An 18,036-nucleotide genomic window follows, 5' to 3' on the forward strand; every position below is an offset into this window, starting at 1 on the left:
GATCAGGATGCCGCCGGTCTCGGTCTGCCACCAGGTGTCGACGATCGGGCAGCGGCCGTCGCCCACCACCCGGTGATACCACAGCCAGGCTTCCGGGTTGATCGGCTCGCCCACCGAGCCGAGCAGGCGCAGGCTGGCGCGGCTGGTCTTCTTCACCGGCGCCTCGCCCTCGCGCATCAGGGCGCGGATCGCGGTGGGGGCAGTGTAGAAGATGTTGACCTTGTGCTTGTCGATCACCTGCCAGAAGCGCGAGGCGTCGGGGTAGTTCGGCACGCCCTCGAACATCAGCGTGGTGGCGCCGTTGGCCAGCGGGCCATAGACGATGTAGCTGTGGCCGGTGACCCAGCCCACATCGGCGGTGCACCAGTAGATGTCGCCGTCGTGGTAGTCGAACACATACTGGTGCGTCATCGCGGCGAAGACGAGATAGCCGCCGGTGGTGTGCAGCACGCCCTTGGGCTTGCCGGTCGAGCCCGAGGTATAGAGGATGAACAGCGGGTCCTCGGCGTTCATCGGCTCGGGTGCGCAGGTCGCCGGCACCTTGGCGGCTTCCTCGTGGAACCAGATGTCGCGGCCGGCCTGCCACTCGATCTTGCCGCCGGTATGCCTGACCACCAGCACCTTCTTGACGCCGGGGCAGGATTTCAGCGCCGCGTCGGTATTGCCCTTCAGCGGCACGCCGCGGCCGCCGCGCAGGCCCTCGTCGGCGGTGATGACGAACTGGCTGTCGCAATCCTGGATGCGGTTGGCCAGGCTGTCGGGCGAGAAGCCGCCGAACACGATGGAATGGATGGCGCCGATGCGGGCGCAGGCCAGCATGGCATAGGCCGCCGCCGGGATCATCGGCAGGTAGATGGTGACGCGGTCGCCCTTCTTCACGCCGTTGGCCTTCATCACGTTGGCCATGCGGCAGACTTCGTCATGCAGCTGCTGGTAGGTGATGTTCTCCGCCTTCGACGGATCGTCGCCTTCCCAGATGATCGCGGTCTGAGCCGCGCGCTTGGGCAGATGGCGGTCGATGCAGTTGGCCGAGACGTTCAGCGTGCCGTCATGGAACCAGCGGATATGCAGATCCTTGCGGTCGAAGGAGACGTCCTTGACCTTGGTGAAGGGCTTGATCCAGTCGACGCGCTTGCCATGCTCGGCCCAGAAGCCCTCGGGGTCCTGCACCGACTGCTGGTACATGGCCTGGTATTTCGCGGCATCCACCCAGGCCCGCTTCGCCCAGTCGTCCGAAACCGGAAACAGCTCGTTATCGGCCATGATCGGCTCTCCCTTCCCTTTTTAAATGCGCGGCCTGTCCGCCGGGTCGTGTCCCGGGCCTGCATGGCCAACAGCGTTCCCTCGCGGCGCGGCATTGACGTCGCGGCCGCCTGCATCATCGGGGCGATGATGCCCGGAAAGGCCGGCCTGCGACAAGCACCCGGCCCTTTCGACCAAAGCATAGCCCTGATTGGGGAAATTCAGGAATCGCTATCGGCGGCGGGCGGATTTGCGGCCGGCATGCCGGCCGGGAGAGCATCGAGGGCGGCGGCCAGGCCGGCCATCAGGGCGGGGTAGTCGGCCCTGAGGCCTGCGATCATCTCGTCCTGTGCCTGGCGCCACAGCGCGATGCCGGCGCGGTAGGCGGCGCGGCCCTCGCGGGTGGCCCGCACGGCCTTGGCCCGGCCATGCGACCCGGCTTCCAGGGTCAGCAGGCCCTCGGCCAGCAGCGGCGTGATGTTGCGCGACAGTGTCGTGCGGTCGAGATCCAGCGCTTTGGCCAGCTCGGTGATGCTGGCCGGGCGGCCATTCTGCTTCTCGAAGGCCGCCGCCATGCCGACCAGGCTGTGCTGCGGCAGGCCGAGGCCGATTTTCGCCAGGTGGCGGGTGTAATGCTCGCTGGCCCGCCGCGCGGCCGAGCGCAGCAGGAAGCAGATGCAGTCCTCGCGGCCGTCCGGCGCCGGCCGGGGGTACACGGGCGCGGCGGAGGGGATAACCGGGTGGGAGTCGACAGCCTGCGGCATATCGTGTATATACACGATGCAGGCCGGCCGGACAAGCCATCCTCCCGGTTGCCTGCCAGGCCTCCCCAGGCTTTGACGACAAGACATGTTCAGGAGCACCCGATGTCGGCCGATCCAGTTCCCAAGAATTCCGTCTACGGCGTGCTGCCCGTCGAGACGCTGCGCGAGATGTCGGGCATCGAGCTGTTCCGGGGCATCATGGCGGGCGAGCTGCCCGGCGCGCCGATCGCGCAGATCATGAACATGTGGATCCATGAGGCCGAGCCGGGCCGCGTGGTCTTCGCCGGCAAGCCGGAGAAACAGCATTACAACCCGATCGGCAGCGTGCATGGCGGCTATGCCGGCACCATGCTGGACAGCTGCATGTCCTGCGCGGTGCAGTCGCTGCTGCCCAAGGGCATGGGCTACACCACGCTGGAATACAAGGTCAGCCTGGTGCGCGGCATCAGCGACCAGACCGGCATCGTCTATGCCGAGGGCAAGGCGATCCAGGTCGGCGGCCGGGTGGGCACGGCGGAAGGCCGCATCACCGACGCCCAGGGAAAGATCCTCGCCACCGGCACCACCACCTGCCTGGTGTTTCCGATCTAAAGCCGGTCAGGCCTGAAAACTCATCTTGGGCGCTGCCAGGCGGGCTTGCGCAGCGCGGCGTCGATATCGGCGCGGCTGAGGCCCATGTCTTTCAGCATCGCGTCGCTCAGTTCGGCGAGTTGTTCGCGCTCGCGCCAGCGCCGCTGCGCCGCCAGCAGGGCGAACAGGGCCCGCGCGACCTGGCGCAGGGCGGCATCGCAGGCGCGGCCGGCCTGCTGCCCCAGGCGCTCGGCAGGGCCAGCCGAATCCAGGCTGGCAGATGCGATCATGATGGTCTGTGCCATGGCGGGACTCCGTCCGGGGTTTTCATGTCCTTGCCATAACGCATCGACATGACGCAGCGGTGACCGATCGCTACGGCCACGACCGTAGCATCCGGCATTGCCGCCTCATGACAGCCTGCCTAAAGTCTGGCCATGAGCAGCAACGAGCCGCATGTGGCGAAAATCGCCGCCCTGATCGGCGATCCGGCGCGGGCCAACATCCTGAAGGCCCTGATGGATGGCCGCGCCCGCACCGCCAAGGAACTGGCCCATGCCGCCGGCGTGTCGCCGCAGACCACCAGCGGCCACCTGGCCAGGCTGGTGGATGGCGGGTTGCTGGCGGTGGCGAAGCAGGGCCGGCACCGCTATTTCCACCTGGCCAACGGCCTGGTGGCCGGGGCGCTGGAAAGCCTGATGGCGCTGGCCGGCGAGCGGCCGGTGCCAAAACATCATCACCAGGCCCGCATCGCCGCCGACCTGCGCGCGGCGCGCACCTGCTACGACCACCTGGCCGGCAAGCTCGGCGTGCTGCTGTTCGACCGGATGCTGGCGACGGGCTGCATCCTGCCGACGGGAGACGGCGACGATTTTGTGGTGAGCGCCGAAGGCCGGCGGCTGTTCGCGCAACTCAATATCGACATCGACGGGCTGGCGACGAAAACCGGCCAGCGGCGGCGCTTCGCCCGCGCCTGCCTGGACTGGAGCGAACGCAGCCCGCACCTGGCCGGCGCCCTGGGCGCGGCTTTGGCCGCATGCTGCTTTCAGCGCGGCTGGCTGCAGCGGCGCAGGGACAGCCGCGCCGTGACGCTCACGCCCGCCGGCGTGGCAGCGCTGGCCGGGATATTCGGCCTGCCGCCGGACCAGCTCGGCGCGCCCGAGGAAGCGGCGCGGCATTAGCGGAGCCGGACGCGGGGCGCCTCCCCACCAGGCTTGCCGTCAATCTGGCACGATGGCAGGATCACCCCTGTACGGGGAAAAACGGACGCGGCATGCATCACATCAGGATCTGGGTTTTCGAGGGCGTGCTGGCTTCCGGCGTGGCCGGCTCGGTCGATGTTTTCGCCACGGCCAACGCGATGTGGGCGGACCTCAACCGCGGGATGCGCCTTCCCCCCCTGTTCGAATGGCGCATCGAATCACCGGATGGCAATCCCGTGCGCACCGCCTCGGGGCAGGTCGTGACCGTGGATGGCGCGATCAATTCCCGGACCGCCGCCGATGCGGTGATCATGCCGGGCCCCTTCGTTTCCGACACCCCCCGCTTCCTGAACCGCATGAGCGCCCTGCAGGCCATGCTGGCGGCTCTCCGCCGACAGCATGACCGGGGCGCGCTGATCGCGTCATACTGCAGCGGCAGCTTCATCCTGGCCGAGGCCGGATTGCTGGATGGGCGCGCCGCCACCACGCATTGGGCCTTGGCCAAGGCCTTCAGGCAGCGCTACCCCAAAGTGCATCTGCGTCCGGCCGAGGTCATGACCGAGCAGGACCGCATTCTGTGCAGCGGCGCCGTAACGACATATCTCAACCTGGCCCTGCGGCTGGTCGAGAAACTCGCCGGCGCCAATCTCGCCATGCTGACGGGAAAAATGCTGCTGATCGACACCAACCGCATCTCGCAGGCGGCTTACGCCACCCTGACCCTGCAAGACCAGCAGCACCATACGGATCAGTTGGTGAAGCGCGGCCAGCGCTGGATGGAAAAGAACCTGCATCGCGGCTTTCATCTCGCCGAGCTGGCGGACCATCTTGCGGTCAGCGAGCGAACCCTGAGCCGCCGCTTCAAGCAGGCCGTAGGGCAGGCTCCGCTGCAATACCTGCAAATCCTGCGGATCGAGATTGCGAAACGCCTGCTGGAAACCAGCGGACTCAATGTCGAGTCCGTGAGCGAGCGCGTCGGCTACGGCGATCTCAGCACCTTCCGCAGGCTTTTCAGGCGGGAAACCGGATTGTCGCCCCGCGAATATCAGCGCGGCTTTTCACGGCGGCATCGCGCGGCATCCATGCAACGCCGAACCGCTCGCGCCACGCCGCGTTAGCGCCGCGTCACGCCAGGCTATGCCACGCCACGCTATGCCACAGATGTCCGTTTTTGCCAGTTGTGTGGCAATACCGCCACTCCCGGCCCACGGCGCCGGCTTCTAGATTCGGCCGACGCGAACGAGGCCGGCGGTCCGCCGCCTTGGCGCCAACCGGAAAAGGAAGCTGCCATGCCGATGATCGATGCCTATATCCCCGAGAACGCCCTCACCCCGGAAGCCGAAGCGCGGCTTTTCGAAGAGCTGACCGATATCCTGATCCGTCACGAGGGCATGGACCCCGCCAATGAGCGGATTCGGGGCGTCACCTGGCTTTTCCTGCATCGGCCAACGATTTTCCGCGCCGGCGTCCCGACCACGCAGCCGATTTATCGGATCGTCCCGTCGGTGCCCGAGGGGCAGTATACCGACGCGGCGCGCCAGGGCCTGGTCCGGCAGGTGACCGAGGCGGTTGCCCGCGCGGAAGGCGCGCCGGTCGAAGCGGTGGGCGGCCGCGTATGGGTCTTCCCGACCGAAATCTTCGATGGCGGCTGGGGCAGCCGCGGCGTGATCCGGACCCTGCCCGACATCATGGAGTATTTCGGCGGCGAGGCCCTGCGCCTGGTCGGGGAAAAACGGCTGGCCGCCAAGCGCCAGCGCGACCTTGCCGCCATGCTCGAAACCGCCCTCGCGGCCGTGCGGGCGGAAACCGACGCCGCATAGACGGCCCGCGTCCGCCTGCCTGCGCCGTTAGAAGACAAGACGACCGCGGCCACTGGGTCGTGAGCCTCAAGCGCCTCGCCCATCTACCTGCGTCAAGTCCACTTTTCGACGGATCAATCCGAGCGCTACTCCATATAGCGTGAATTGAACGAATCCGGCGGAGATCTCCACCCACACCCATGCGGGAATGGACGGGATCGAATATTTGGCGGCCTCGGCGAAAGCAATGTAGCTCACAATCAGGCTACCGCCGATCCATGCAAACAGCACGCTGTTGAGAAGCGAGCGACGCGCCCATTCCGAGTTCGCATGCAGAAACGCGAGTGCCGTTCCTTGGATCAGCATGGAGAGGAAACCGAGCGAAAAAATGGGCTCTGCCCGCAGATGCGGCAACTCCGCGTAATGGGCTGCGTTGATCGTGAAATGCGAGACGGCTTGGGTCGCGAAGGTCGCGACGATATAGACGAGGATGGCAAGAACAAATCGGATCATGCTGTAAGTCCCTTCTCCATGATGGTTTCCCCAATCAATCCTGCGACGCGCCGCGGGTTCTCCTCGCACAGAAAATGATGGCGCCAGGACCGAAGAACTTCGTTGCTGGCGAGATCAGGCTTGCAACTCGACAAGCAGCCTTGCCAGCACCTCCATGCCGGCGCCCCAGCCCTTGCCCATGCCGTCCATCGCGGCGGCAAAACAGGCGATCTCGGCAGCGCTCGCCTCGTGGGGCGTCCAGGTCAGTCGCATTTTGGTTTTTCCGCCGTGGTCTTCGAAGGTCACGACGGTCAAGAGCACGCGTGGCCAATCCGGCATCATGGGGCTGGAGATAATATTCCAGTTCTCATCGGTATTGGACATCAGGCAGACTAGTCGCTCCGGCGCAACGACCTGCGTATACTCGGCGCGCTGATAATTGGATTTGCCGCCCCATTTCATCTCGTTGAGCCAAAGCCCACCAGGCTCGACATCAAGGCGATGAATGATCGTCTCGACATTCGGACCGTACCAGCGCGCCAACAGCTTCGGATCGGTCCAGGTCTTCCACACAAGATCGCGTGGAGCGTCAAAGATCCGCTCCAGCACGTAAGTCGGCAATTCATTCATTTCCGGGGGCCTTTGCTTTCGTTCTTTTCAACTCTTCCAACAGGCCGTCGAGTTGATCGAAACTCGACGACCAGAATTGTTTGAACTCTTCGAGCCAGTGGACCGCCGCCAACATGGGTTGGGCCTTCAGTCGTGCTGGCCGTCGCTGTTTGTCGATGTCGCGCTCAATCAATCCCGCTCGTTCCAGCACCCTCAAATGCTTCGACACCGCCGGCTGACTCATCCGAAACGGCGCGGCGATCTCGTTCACCGAAGCCTCGCCGGCCGCCAATCGCGATAGGATCGCTCGCCGCGTTGGGTCGGCGAGCGCTGCGAAAATCGCATCCAGATTCTGCGATTGATTTATAGAACCGATTCGTTCCATAACCAAAAGGTTAGATATATTTGCGAACTATGTCAATCCCCTTCATGTTCCGGCGGAATCGAGGGATGCGTGCGCAACGCATCGCTTCAGCGCCGCACTCGCTTTCCAGTCAGACTATTTCGGCGGCAGTGAACCGACAAAGCGGGCAGCGTAGGCAATCCAGGCATCGAGCCCTGCCCCGATGGCTTCGTCGGCATCCACCCAGATGATCCCGCGCATGGGTTTGCCCGTTATATCCATTGGGCTTGCGCCCGGCCGCTTCAGCGCCTCAGGCTCAAGCTCCTTCCCCACTCGGAACATGAACCGCCCGACTTCGACGCCGCATAGCATGTTGCCGTTGAGCATCCAGCAATAGCCGCCGAACATCTTCTTTTCTGTGACGCCAGCGCGATGCGCCAGCGCGTCGCGCATTAGTTCGGCCAGGTGAGGATCGTGGGGCATCGGTCGGTTTCCTATTTGCAGCTACGCAACGCAAAGACGTTTTCGGCTCGGTTAATCGGACATGCGCTCGGGCTTTTCTTCAGCGAAGCAATCTTTCCCCTCAGATACTCTGCTCTTGCCGGGCGGGCTCACAAGACTGCGCTGCCTCCAGCGCCTCGATTGCACCCTCGATTCCGCCGTTCTTCTCTAGAAGCGATGCGCGCAAAGTCTGAGAATAGATTTTTCGTTCTCCCTGTTTCGGAATGACGAAAGTAGATCGTAGTTCGCCACTACACGCTCATTGCCAGAACGCGGCTAATTTCGGTTAGGCTCCGACCGGATTGACGGATCCATTCATTAAAGGCGTCTTGCACGGCTTGCATGTGGCGCCGGCCACTGGGTGCCTTTGCGACGACGCCTTCTGCAATGAGGCGAGCAATGACGTCCGGCGACAGAATGAAACTGGAGCGTCCTAGGCGGCGCAGCATCCGTTGGCCGGTCACCCCGCCAAGTCGCGATCCGCGGTTGGTTAGGACCTCAAGCAGGCCGACGAAGTTCGTGTCCGGCCAGTCGGCGAAAAATCTACCCGCTGAGCCGTATTCCGCAGTCAGTTCACGAATGAAGTGGGCATTGTCGACGACGGCCATAATCTTGGCACCGTTGCGCACGATACTGTCGTCACTCAGAAGCCGATCGATTTGCTCATCGCCATACCGGACGATACGGCTGGGATCAAATCGGTGGAATGCGGCTTCAAAGCCATCCCATTTGGCGTCGATGACCGCCCAGTTGAAACCCGCCTCGAAGAGGCTGCGCGCCATCGACGACAGCCAGCGATCGTCCGCAATTGCCGCAATCTTGTTGCGCGGCAATGGCTTCTCAATGAGGGCTTCGAGCGCCGCGCCGCCACCCTTGCGTTTGGCAGCAATAGCATAGATTTTTTCAAAGCTGCGCATCTTCTCCCTCGTAGAGTCCAAGCGCCTGAAGACCTGTACGCGCGGCCAGCCAAAGCTCATCCTCGCTGCGTACCGCCTTCGACAGGGTATTGATTCCGATCAGCAGCGATTGCAACGCCAAGGCCTTGCCGTGCACATCGGTATCTGCGCCGAGTTCGCCGCGGCTGACGGCGAGTCTGAGCAGAGTCTCGAATCGAGCGGCGCTCGCCAGCACCGCGTCCACCAGCATGGCGCCGAGTTCCGCATGCGGGCCGCCGGCAAGCTCGCACAGGCTGTTCACCGCCATGCATCCGCGCGCTTCCGGGTCACCGGCGCGAGCCGCGCAGGCTTCGTGAAACGTGTCCGAGATCAAGCGCTTGATCGATCGGCCCCCGACGTCGTCATAAAGTGCGCGGTCCGGTGATTGTGGGAAATAGGCCGCGAGCGCCTCTTTGAACAGGTTCTCGCGCGAACCGAAGGCGTTGTAGTAGCTCGATCTGGTGATGCCGAGCTTCTCGGAAATCGCTTTCACCGAGTTCGCTTCATAGCCGGAGCGCCAGAGCTCCTGCATCACCGTCTCGACAGCGGTATTCCGGTCGAATTTCGAGGGACGGGCCAAGCGCGAATTCCTTCATAAAATGTTTTAGACACATATGGACAAAACAGCCAGATCGTGTTTTATACTTACATGTCCAAAACAACACTCGTCAAGAAGGAGAGTCCGAATGAGTGCAATCGTCGTATCGCGCATCAAAGTACGCGATCCCGAACAGATGAAAGCCTATGGTGCTGCCGCCGCGTCGACGGTTGCGGCGCATGGCGGCGAAGTACTTGTGCGCGGAAACTTTGCCGAGGCGCTGCTGGGTACGGGCGCCCCCCATTTGACAGGCGTGATGCGGTTTGCCGATCCCGCCGCTGCCAGCGCCTGGTTTGCCTCGCCTGAATACCAAGCGCTGACCAGCCTGCGGGAAGCCGCTGGCGATATGGAATTCTTCGTCTACGAGGCGTTTTAAGCTTCTCGGGCTCCCCACTCTAAATCATTCACTTTCAGCCGACGAACCACCGGCCGCAAAGCGCGGACCGGACAGGAGATTATTATGCTTAAGATCCCGACGCTGGCGGCGCTTGGCGCCATCACATTGTTGACCACGCCGTTGCCTGCCGCCGCCCAGGAGATGGCCCGAAAGCTCCCAATGCCGTCGATCAGCGAACAACTTACGATCCCTCGGTATGACATCGCGGTACTCAACAGTGCCATGTCCTATCTCGAACAGGGCGAAGGTGAGGTCGTATTGTTTCTGCACGGAAACCCCAGCGCGGCCTATCTGTGGCGAAACGTCATGCCGTTCGTCTCCGAAAATCACCGCGCCATTGCCGTCGATCTAATCGGCATGGGTCGTTCGGGTAAGCCGGACATCGCCTACAGCTTCGCCGATCACGCGCGTTATCTGGAGGCCTTTGTCGAGGCGATGGGGCTCGAACGATTTACGTTGGTCGGCCACGACTGGGGCGCAGCGCTGGCCTGGGATTTCGCCAGACGCCATCCGGATAAGGTTTTGCGGCTGGCTTTCATGGAGGGTGTTCTGCCACCGGCTTTCCCGCAACCGTCCTACGAGGCCATGGGGGAGGAAATGGGCGGCATGTTTCGCGCCATGCGCGATCCGGAGCAAGGTCGGCAAATGATCATGGAAAATAACATGTTCATCGAACAGATACTGCCGATGATGATCGACCGGCCGCTGGGCGACGCGGCTCGGACGGAATATGGCCTGCCCTATCGCCAGGCCGAAGACCGTCTGCCCACTTGGACTTGGCCGCGCGAGGTGCCGATCGGGGGCGAGCCGGCCGCGATGGTGACTCTGATGAACCACATTCGGTCCTTCATGGGGGAGACGAAGATGCCCGTCCTCCTCGCCTATGCCGAACCCGGCGTGCTCGTGCCCCCGGCGGCGGTGCCTTTTTATACAGGTTTGGTTGAAAATCTGGAAACTGCCTACGTCGGCAGAGGGCTGCACTTCATCCAGGAAGATCAACCAGTCGCTATCGGCCGTGCGATCGCCGACTGGCTACGCCGGAACTGAATCTTATCGTCGCCCCACCTCTCTCTGCGTGGTCGGCCTTGGACGTCTGCATCAAGGCCGACCACGCAGCCGATCTATCGGATCGTCCCGTCGGTGCCCGAGGGGCAGTATACCGACGCGGCGCGCCAGGGCCTGGTCCGGCAGGTGACCGAGGCGGTTGCCCGCGCGGAAGGCGCGCCGGTCGAAGCGGTGGGCGGCCGCGTATGGGTCTTCCCGACCGAAATCTTCGATGGCGGCTGGGGCAGCCGCGGCGTGATCCGGACCCTGCCCGACATCATGGAGTATTTCGGCGGCGAGGCCCTGCGCCTGGTCGGGGAAAAACGGCTGGCCGCCAAGCGCCAGCGCGACCTTGCCGCCATGCTCGAAACCGCCCTCGCGGCCGTGCGGGCGGAAACCGACGCCGCATAGACGGCCCGCGTCCAGTCGCCGCAGGCAGGCGGGCGCGGCGCAGGCGATCCGCGCCCGCCCGCTGGGTGAGCCGCCCGTTGAAACGGCCAGCCGGCTTCGCTATGGTCGGCCCCGGAACGCGGGTGTAGCTCAATGGTAGAGCAGAAGCTTCCCAAGCTTACGACGGGGGTTCGATTCCCCTCACCCGCTCCAGCGCTTAGGCCCCGACGATCGAGCCTCTTGGGACTATATGGGACACTGCAGGTAAAAACCGCAGTTGAAATGTCCCATGTCGACGATCGAAAAACGCAGAAACGGCCAGTACCGCGCCAAGGTGCGGCGGTACGGCATTAACCAGACCAGAACCTTCAAAACTCGCCGCGCGGCAGAGGATTGGGCAAACCAGATTGAAGGGCGAGCCTTGAACGGCGAGGCCCCGACTCGGCGGCTAAACACGCCCACGCTGGAAGTGGCGATTGAGTGGTTCCTTGATCGCGTCGCCCCTCGTAATCCGGACCAGCCGCTCAAGCGACGCGGGCCGACCCAGCATGCACGCAATCAGATTGTGCATGGCAATTATTGGCTCGGTACGATTTTCGCCGAACAGTCGCTACATTCCATTTCAAAGGCAAATCTAGACGAGTGGCGACGCGCTGCGCTCGATGAGGACAGCCGGGATCCGGGTGAGATCATTGGCCCCGATGCTGAGTTCGGCCCTCAAACGGCCATTCACCGGTTGAACTTCCTTTCGCGCGTCTACAATGTCTGGGCCGATCTGAACAAGGTGCAGATCGTCAATCCCGTTGGCCCAGGCCTCCGGCCACGGATGCCTAAGCACCGTACGCGGCGCTTACTCCCCGACGAAGAGCAGCGTCTTTTCGTAGCCTGCAGTGCCTCCGGCAGCGTCTGGCTCCGGCCAATGGTTGAATTTGCCCTCGGCACAGCCATGCGCCAAGGCGAAATTCTGAGGCTTACCTGGCGCCACGTGAACTTCGACCAAGCAACAGCTTTTCTGGCGCAGACAAAGAATGGAGAAGAAAGAACCGTGCCGCTATTTCCGTCAATGGTCGACTTGCTGTCTCGCCAACTTCCTCACGGCACTAAGAAAGCGTTCATTCCCGCCGAACTAACCGACCAAGCAGTATTCCCACCGAAAACGGGGCGTGGGGTCACACATGCCTTTGCCAAAGCCTGCATGGCCGCCAAGTTGACAGACCTCCACTTCCACGACCTACGCCACGAGGCAACCTCCAGACTCTTCGAGCACACAGACCTTCGCGACCTCGAAATCGCCATGATTACTGGTCACCGCTCACTGGAAATGCTTGACCGCTACAAGCACCTCAGGGCGAACCGCCTCTCCACACGTATGAAGACGATGGACACTTCGAGGGTCGACCGGAAGATTACGGACGCCGCGTGAGATTGACACTTCGAATCTCAGCTCCCTCTAGGATCTCTGATAACGCCGCTTCCTTGTGCACAAGGCCACAGGCCCTAAGGTGTTCGAGACCACGACGGATACGATCTCTGAGGGCCGCCCCTTCACTGGCGTCCGAATGAAGATGTTCGAGTCCTGCCCGGCCTTCCTGTACTACCTGTCGTAGTTCCGCATTTGCTTTCGGTAGCATTCCGGCGAGAGCGGTCTCCACAGCCCTCTTTACAGAGGCATTTGTTTCATCTGCCGCGTTGGGAAGAGACGAAAGGGCCAGAATGGCATCGACCAGATCCTCAGCATCCCAATGTTCCAGCGCCGGTATACCCGAATTCCGTCCGGGATGAATGACTTCCGTCACGGGCGGCCCGACCACTTCTGCCTTGGGCGTAGTGTTCCGCTTGGTCACCCTGAGCAAGAACCGTGGCACTGCAACTCCTTCATTCCTTACCTGCTCAACCGGCATTTCGCTCGTCTGATCGGAAGCAGGTGCAGCCGCGACCTGACCACCCGCAGTCTGCAAGCGCTGAAGCGAGGATTGTAGGTCATCAGGATCAAGTTGGCCGATCGTGCGCTCCAGAACCGCTGCTTCAACCTTATCGGTGAATTCGTCCAGCTCACCTATGTACGTGTCTTTTAGGATTAACCGGACTTTTTCATCAATCTCCCGGTCGATTTGGCCACGTCGATCATTGCTCATGCCTCGGACTGGCGGAAGCAAATACATCCACTTTTCCAGGCGCGCCTGCCAAAATCTGACCGGCCCGCCGCGATCACGAATTTTCGCATGACGGGTGAATAATGTTGCGAGGCGCCGCCGACGTGAACTTGTAGAATCCCACCCACGCCGATCTAAATACTGCTGAATTCGCCTCGATCGTCGCGAGAACTCAAGCTCCACCGGGGCAATGTCTTCGATCACTACAGCGCCAGGCATCCGCTTGCTGATACGCGGGTACGGCACCACTAAAAAACCTGCGGCGCACATTAACTTTGCCAAATATGAGCGGAACCAGAGCCCTGCGTCTTTCGCGCGACGAATAAACTTGCTGGCATCGAGCGCCCGATATTTTCCATCCCCACATTTCACCGTGTTCATCAGATAGATATGGGTGTGTAGTTGCGGGTCTCCCGCCTCCTGCATGTCATCAACGTTCTCAAACGGGCGCGCATCAAAGTGGGTGAACGCAGCCGCCAAGATTTCACCCCCCTTATGCTTTACCTTTCCGCTACGGCCCGAACGACTGGAAACCAACTGATCCCGGAAGCGGTGTAGCGTCTTTTCGACGGCTAAATCCTGCATCCGCCGTATGTTTTCTATACTTGCAAGGTCGCGCCGAACCATAGCGGCGGCAAGCAGCAAGGATAGGCATTTCGGCGCAGAAAACGTCAGGTCGAATGCCTGCACCGGGAAGGATTGCTTTCCGGTCCGCGTCCCTCGTACAGCGGGAAGGCACCTTAGTTTCCGTCCATCAGGCAGCATGCCGGCATATACCGGTCGAAATTCCATCTCGAAATCCAGTGTCGTACCGATCTTTACTCCGAAATCCCTTTCCACATCAGGTGACGTGGAAAACCAGGTTGCCGTTGGCTCCGCTCCTAAAAATGGAAACGGCTCTCCCTCGCTGCGCCCTCTTATGAGCCATTCATCCTGACTTCGATATTCTTCCTCCGGATATTGCGGAGATCGAGTCTTTGAAATTGTCAGCATAAAACCTCGATTCAAAAAAACGAAAATCCAAAAAAGTTCGTGCGCGCCACCGCTCACCGCCTTCACTTAACGTACTAAGAAAATCTGCAACGCTCAAACCAGATCACACACCAATCGCCCCACCTCCCAGACAAACTAGCCATTGGTGCATTGGTGTAAGCGATTGAATGGGAAAAGCAGCGTGCGAGGCCGCGCAAGGACGCTGCATTCCGCGACTTGCATTGTGCCGCAGCACTTCACAAACAGATGAGACAAATAGAGCTCAATCAGAAACAGGAATTTATATTGATTAAAACTTATTGGGGCAGCGTCTAGTTATGCAACAGTCAATACATCTAGAGCTTTTTTATCTTCTCTTATCCGAAACAGTCTTGTTGTTCGTTGCACGTTTTTCGACAACCTTAGAGTTCAGGAACTCGGAAGGAGGGACACTATGGATCTCGAACACAGACATCTTAGCGTACGCATCACCCAGTCATTCGACGTCGAGAATTTTGGGACAGAGTTTGCTGAATATACTGCCGGTTTGAAGCCAACACGCGCGCTTCTCTTTAGGCTTCTCGATCTTGTCCGCCCCGCGATCTCGCGCGCCATTCGCAATGGCGCGTCCCTAAAGGAAATTACAAAAGGCCTGCAGGATCGGGGCATTCTGGTATCGGTACGGCAGGTGAAAATTTATGTGGATTTGCGCGTGAGGAAATCACCGATGGCCAAGCAGCCTTCGCGAGCCAAATCAGGTCGCGCAAAACCGAAGCAAACACCCCCTTCAGCGCAGGTTCAGTCCACTGTGCCTGGCGAAAAGCAAGTACGCATCGAGCGGATGTAATCCCCCATGACTAGGACGGCCGAAGAATCGAACCAACAACAGCGGCACGCAGAATGTGCTGCGAATGCGGTTGGTGGTCTTCGGCCGACCGACGTCTTGGATTTTGTGGGGATTATAACGGAGTTAAAGAATGCCCTTGCTGATGTTCACGCAAGGTATGCGCGTTCCGAAGCGCAGAAATTCCAGAGATATCTGACTATCCAGGGCGCTGCTAAATACCTCAGTGTTTCACCAAGCTGGTTGAACAGAGCTAAAGCCAAGGGCGAGGGCCCATCCTGGATTTCGTTGGGTGATTTATCTGGTAGTCCAATTCGATATGACGTTCAGGATCTTGATTTGTGGATGCGGTCGCGTCGTACGGATTCGGGTAGTGCGTCCACCTCATTCTCCCGCTCTTTAAAACAATCTTCCGGTAGCTGGCGCTCGCGAACAGCAAAAATCGAGCGGTTTAAGCGTCTCCCGCAGGAGAAATCGGCTTAACACCCCGAGCTCTGGAGAAACCAGCTGAAGGCGTCGACGTGAATGAGCCCTGAGAAGTTCACGGTCGAGTCGAGTCCACTGAAACTGTTGTCTTTTAACGCAGAGTTGGGGGAACCGTCTGACGCGGTTGCAGACAATTCAACTACCGGACCACCTATTCAATTTAATTGATGGCTTAATCCGGACTGCGCGGCACTTCAGTTTCGAAGGGGTTCTTGGCGCCGCCTTGGAACGTTATCGCGATGATATCGTCGCTGAAATGTGTTTGGCAGCCAAGATTGAGGCCGGTAATGCCGATATATACACAGCGTTTACTAGCCAATTTACCTTACACCCCACCCAAACAGCGGTAATCCTCCGCCTAGAGACTGCGATCCATCCCCATATTCCGGCCGCTGGAACTGCCGCCTCATGTGGTCGATTCGGCCCGCAATCAGGTGGTATTCCTTTTCGACGCTCATATCAGCGCGCCGCACATGAATTCCGGCCTCGACTGTGCTCATGCCGAACGCATCCTCGGCAAAGGCATGCGCCTTCCTGCGATCTGTCCTGGCCACCAGCCATGAGAAATGCCAGTTGATGCCAGCCAGCAGCTGGGCCAGTCGAACACAGCGGCGCGCTGTGAACGTATTCCCCCGCATATCCTCGCTACGCCAGCCACAAGAGTACACGGCGGCGCAGTGCGCGATGGTGTCAGCAAGAGGTGCATTGACCCGCACTATGACCTGGTCGGTCACCAGACCGGCATATTCGCCGTAAAAGAAGCGGCCGCTCTCATGCATTTCCTTGAGTGAACCGTCCAGCCAAATCCAACGCATGGCCGATATCTGGGCGATGCCGTCGGAACTCTCTGCAATGACCAATAGGCTACGCTCTGGCACAGAGTCGTGTGGCCACCATCTGGGATTCAGGTTCCTCGCGAGGTTCCAGCCCTGCTTTTGATAAAGTGCAGCGAAACTCTCCAAGTCGTGCCAGACACAGACACGCAGGCCGACCTTCTCCAGGTCTTCTAGCAAGTGCAGAGCATTCGCTCGCGCTTGACTACGTTCGGATGGTGGCAAGGCTGTTCCATCCAGCCAGTCTGCTACGTCCGGGCCGTACCTGCCGATGAAGGCAGCCGTCATGACGATCGGCCTTTAATCGACCCAGTAGCGCGGGCTGAGCTTACGCTTGAATGGGAAAAGCAGCGCCTGTCCATCGCGGGCGACGCCGAGCCGCCAGTAGTGGTCTTCCTGCCCGCCGTTGGCCGTGCTCTGCCATCTGCAGCGGTTGTGGAACAGCGTCACTCCATCTTCCGCGGTTCGGAGTATTTGGCCCCGCATCATGGCGCCATAGGTGCGATCCTTACGGTCACCGGCATCCCTGTTCAAAAGGCTGACATCGACCGGAAGCAGCTGACCGACCCGCAAAAGTGCAACCTTATCGGCATCCACATGAAACAAGGTGGTTTCGGCTTCGAGCTGCAGCTTGAACATCAGGTCGATGAGGTTCTCGCCTGTCCGCCAGGCCTTGAACAAGCGGGCGGCCCGCAGGTCACCGAGGATACCTTCTTCGACAAGCTCGACTGGCAAAGGCTCACCAGACCACCGCACTTCTGGAGCTAGCCCGTAGATGATGGCGGACTTGAAGCCTGGAACTCCAAGGCTGGCGAAATATAGGTCTAGGCGCTCGATGGTAAGGACGTCGATGCGGCCTGAAGTACCCCACTTTTCCAAGGTTGCGCGGGTTTTTCCCGACGCTTTATAGACGGCTTCCCTTGGCTGGCCAGAGAGATGAATGAAGCGTTCCAGAGCTTCGAGGAAGTCTCGGCCAATTTCGGCGGCCACCTCTGGACAAGCAACATCAAAAGGTGCTGTAGCGCTGAGCGCCAGTTCACTGCCTCTGGAAACCATTCTCGTGCCCCAGCACAGCCGGGGGCGTGAGACAACGAATTTCTCACCACAGAAGCTACTGGTTTTTATCGCCAGCCTACAACTTCGTAAAGTCATGGTGGCAAGCTCTTCAAGCAATTTTGGCACCACGGATGATTTTCGGTCAACAGAAAAGCGTACTGGTTGGTACACTTTTTTAGCCATGATGACACGACGGGAAGAGCAGAGACTGGAACGGCGCGCCGCGATCATCGAGGTCGCGGCCCAACTGTTCGTTGAAAAGGGCTATGGCGCGACCAGCATGTCGGCCGTGGCTGATGCGCTTGGTGGCTCCAAGGCGACGCTCTGGAAGCATTTCGCCTCCAAGGAGGAGCTGTTCGCCGCGTTCATCGAGGGCCGGATTTCCCTGTTTCGTGAAGAGGTCTCGCAGACCCTGGCGTCCACCGGCAATGTACGGGCGGACCTGAGCAAGGCTGTCCTCCACCTGCTCCGGCGCATTCTTTCCGAGCCATCGCTTGTACTCTACCGGCTGGTCATCGGTGAAGGCGGCCGTTTCCCTGAGATTGGGCGCATCTTTTATGAGCGTGGTCCCAAGGCGAACCAGGACGCATTTGCCATGTTCATTCAGGCCAGGATGTCTGAGGGCGAATTGCGCAAGGGTGATGCCCAGGAAGCTGCCGGAATGGTCATCGCTCTATGCTCTGGCGGCCTGCATCAGCGGGCGCTCTGGCAAGACAGCAAGCCGACCAAGAAGGAAATCGAGGCTGAAGCCGAGGCTGTCGTTGACCACTTCCTGCGCAGCTACGCGGCCAAAGCCCCTAAATAGC

At 60.7% G+C, this 18,036-nt stretch carries 22 protein-coding genes and 1 tRNA gene; 11 read left to right on the forward strand and 12 right to left on the reverse strand.

Going from position 1 to position 18,036, the window contains the following annotated elements; all coding sequences use genetic code 11:
- Positions 1–1,263, reverse strand: a 1,263-nt coding sequence (locus Q1J79_RS18265) for an acetate--CoA ligase (protein WP_300303203.1), incomplete at its 3' end; no start/stop codon positions are given.
- A 200-nt stretch (positions 1,264–1,463) separates the two neighbouring features.
- Complete coding sequence (locus Q1J79_RS18270; RefSeq protein ID WP_300303205.1) at positions 1,464–1,958, reverse strand: MarR family winged helix-turn-helix transcriptional regulator; 495 nt, start codon at positions 1,956–1,958, stop codon at positions 1,464–1,466.
- 150 nt (positions 1,959–2,108) lie between these two features.
- Here Q1J79_RS18270 and Q1J79_RS18275 point away from each other — a divergent pair, with 150 nt between their 5' ends.
- A complete protein-coding gene (locus Q1J79_RS18275) occupies positions 2,109–2,597 on the forward strand; it encodes a PaaI family thioesterase (protein ID WP_300303207.1) in 489 nt (162 codons plus the stop codon).
- Between the two features lie 20 nt (positions 2,598–2,617).
- Here Q1J79_RS18275 and Q1J79_RS18280 read toward each other — a convergent pair whose 3' ends face one another.
- Positions 2,618–2,881: a DUF1127 domain-containing protein gene (locus Q1J79_RS18280; protein WP_300303209.1), complete on the reverse strand. Its 264-nt coding sequence runs from the start codon at positions 2,879–2,881 to the stop codon at positions 2,618–2,620.
- 132 nt (positions 2,882–3,013) lie between these two features.
- Between Q1J79_RS18280 and Q1J79_RS18285 the strand changes: the two genes are divergently transcribed.
- The 3 genes from Q1J79_RS18285 (at position 3,014) to Q1J79_RS18295 (ending at position 5,598) form a co-directional block, all read left to right on the forward strand.
- Entirely contained in the window at positions 3,014–3,757 is a 744-nt protein-coding gene (locus Q1J79_RS18285) for a helix-turn-helix transcriptional regulator (RefSeq protein WP_300303211.1), read from the forward strand.
- A 92-nt stretch (positions 3,758–3,849) separates the two neighbouring features.
- Positions 3,850–4,896: a GlxA family transcriptional regulator gene (locus Q1J79_RS18290; protein ID WP_300303213.1), complete on the forward strand. Its 1,047-nt coding sequence runs from the start codon at positions 3,850–3,852 to the stop codon at positions 4,894–4,896.
- A gap of 171 nt (positions 4,897–5,067) precedes the next feature.
- Positions 5,068–5,598, forward strand: coding sequence for a hypothetical protein (locus tag Q1J79_RS18295; protein WP_300303215.1), 531 nt, complete (start codon positions 5,068–5,070; stop codon positions 5,596–5,598).
- Positions 5,599–5,664: 66 nt separating this feature from the next.
- Here the strand turns inward: Q1J79_RS18295 and Q1J79_RS18300 are convergent, their stop codons facing one another.
- The 6 genes from Q1J79_RS18300 to Q1J79_RS18325 form a co-directional block, all read right to left on the reverse strand.
- Positions 5,665–6,090 (reverse strand): hypothetical protein, encoded by a 426-nt coding sequence (locus tag Q1J79_RS18300; RefSeq protein WP_300303217.1) that lies wholly within the window; start codon positions 6,088–6,090, stop codon positions 5,665–5,667.
- Between the two features lie 114 nt (positions 6,091–6,204).
- Positions 6,205–6,699, reverse strand: coding sequence for an SRPBCC domain-containing protein (locus tag Q1J79_RS18305; protein WP_300303219.1), 495 nt, complete (start codon positions 6,697–6,699; stop codon positions 6,205–6,207).
- On the reverse strand, positions 6,692–7,063 hold the full coding sequence (locus Q1J79_RS18310; protein ID WP_300303221.1) for a helix-turn-helix transcriptional regulator: 372 nt from the start codon (positions 7,061–7,063) through the stop codon (positions 6,692–6,694). The genes Q1J79_RS18305 and Q1J79_RS18310 overlap by 8 nt, the downstream gene beginning before the upstream one ends.
- A 114-nt stretch (positions 7,064–7,177) precedes the next feature.
- On the reverse strand, positions 7,178–7,504 hold the full coding sequence (locus Q1J79_RS18315) for a TfoX/Sxy family protein (RefSeq protein ID WP_300303223.1): 327 nt from the start codon (positions 7,502–7,504) through the stop codon (positions 7,178–7,180).
- A gap of 269 nt (positions 7,505–7,773) precedes the next feature.
- On the reverse strand, positions 7,774–8,439 hold the full coding sequence (locus Q1J79_RS18320; protein WP_300303225.1) for a DNA-3-methyladenine glycosylase I: 666 nt from the start codon (positions 8,437–8,439) through the stop codon (positions 7,774–7,776).
- Positions 8,426–9,037, reverse strand: coding sequence for a TetR/AcrR family transcriptional regulator (locus Q1J79_RS18325; RefSeq protein WP_300303227.1), 612 nt, complete (start codon positions 9,035–9,037; stop codon positions 8,426–8,428). The genes Q1J79_RS18320 and Q1J79_RS18325 overlap by 14 nt, the downstream gene beginning before the upstream one ends.
- A gap of 106 nt (positions 9,038–9,143) precedes the next feature.
- On the opposite strand from Q1J79_RS18325, the gene Q1J79_RS18330 reads away from it, so the two are divergent.
- From Q1J79_RS18330 to Q1J79_RS18350, 5 genes are all read left to right on the forward strand, one after another.
- Positions 9,144–9,431: a DUF1330 domain-containing protein gene (locus Q1J79_RS18330; protein ID WP_300303228.1), complete on the forward strand. Its 288-nt coding sequence runs from the start codon at positions 9,144–9,146 to the stop codon at positions 9,429–9,431.
- A gap of 84 nt (positions 9,432–9,515) precedes the next feature.
- Positions 9,516–10,499: a haloalkane dehalogenase gene (locus Q1J79_RS18335; RefSeq protein ID WP_300303230.1), complete on the forward strand. Its 984-nt coding sequence runs from the start codon at positions 9,516–9,518 to the stop codon at positions 10,497–10,499.
- 93 nt (positions 10,500–10,592) lie between these two features.
- Complete coding sequence (locus Q1J79_RS18340; RefSeq protein ID WP_300303232.1) at positions 10,593–10,907, forward strand: hypothetical protein; 315 nt, start codon at positions 10,593–10,595, stop codon at positions 10,905–10,907.
- A gap of 118 nt (positions 10,908–11,025) precedes the next feature.
- Positions 11,026–11,099: transfer RNA gene (locus tag Q1J79_RS18345), tRNA-Gly, on the forward strand.
- A 76-nt stretch (positions 11,100–11,175) separates the two neighbouring features.
- Positions 11,176–12,309: a site-specific integrase gene (locus Q1J79_RS18350; protein ID WP_300303234.1), complete on the forward strand. Its 1,134-nt coding sequence runs from the start codon at positions 11,176–11,178 to the stop codon at positions 12,307–12,309.
- On the opposite strand, the gene mobF is transcribed toward Q1J79_RS18350, so the two are convergent.
- Complete coding sequence (gene mobF, locus Q1J79_RS18355; protein ID WP_300303236.1) at positions 12,293–14,098, reverse strand: MobF family relaxase; 1,806 nt, start codon at positions 14,096–14,098, stop codon at positions 12,293–12,295. The genes Q1J79_RS18350 and mobF overlap by 17 nt on opposite strands.
- Positions 14,099–14,465: 367 nt before the next feature.
- On the opposite strand from mobF, the gene Q1J79_RS18360 reads away from it, so the two are divergent.
- Positions 14,466–14,858 carry a hypothetical protein gene (locus Q1J79_RS18360; RefSeq protein ID WP_300303238.1) on the forward strand — a complete coding sequence of 131 codons (393 nt, stop codon included), beginning with the start codon at positions 14,466–14,468 and terminating at the stop codon, positions 14,856–14,858.
- An 803-nt stretch (positions 14,859–15,661) separates the two neighbouring features.
- Here the strand turns inward: Q1J79_RS18360 and Q1J79_RS18365 are convergent.
- Together Q1J79_RS18365 and Q1J79_RS18370 are read right to left on the reverse strand one after the other, a co-directional pair.
- Entirely contained in the window at positions 15,662–16,462 is an 801-nt protein-coding gene (locus Q1J79_RS18365; RefSeq protein WP_300303240.1) for a hypothetical protein, read from the reverse strand.
- 12 nt (positions 16,463–16,474) lie between these two features.
- Positions 16,475–17,230 (reverse strand): hypothetical protein, encoded by a 756-nt coding sequence (locus Q1J79_RS18370; RefSeq protein WP_300303242.1) that lies wholly within the window; start codon positions 17,228–17,230, stop codon positions 16,475–16,477.
- Between the two features lie 4 nt (positions 17,231–17,234).
- On the opposite strand from Q1J79_RS18370, the gene Q1J79_RS18375 reads away from it, so the two are divergent.
- Entirely contained in the window at positions 17,235–18,035 is an 801-nt protein-coding gene (locus tag Q1J79_RS18375) for a TetR/AcrR family transcriptional regulator (RefSeq protein WP_300303244.1), read from the forward strand.
- Position 18,036: the final 1 nt, after the last annotated feature.

It is taken from the genome of Ferrovibrio sp. (assembly GCF_029255545.1).
In the GTDB taxonomy this organism is placed as follows: Bacteria; Pseudomonadota; Alphaproteobacteria; order Ferrovibrionales; family Ferrovibrionaceae; genus Ferrovibrio.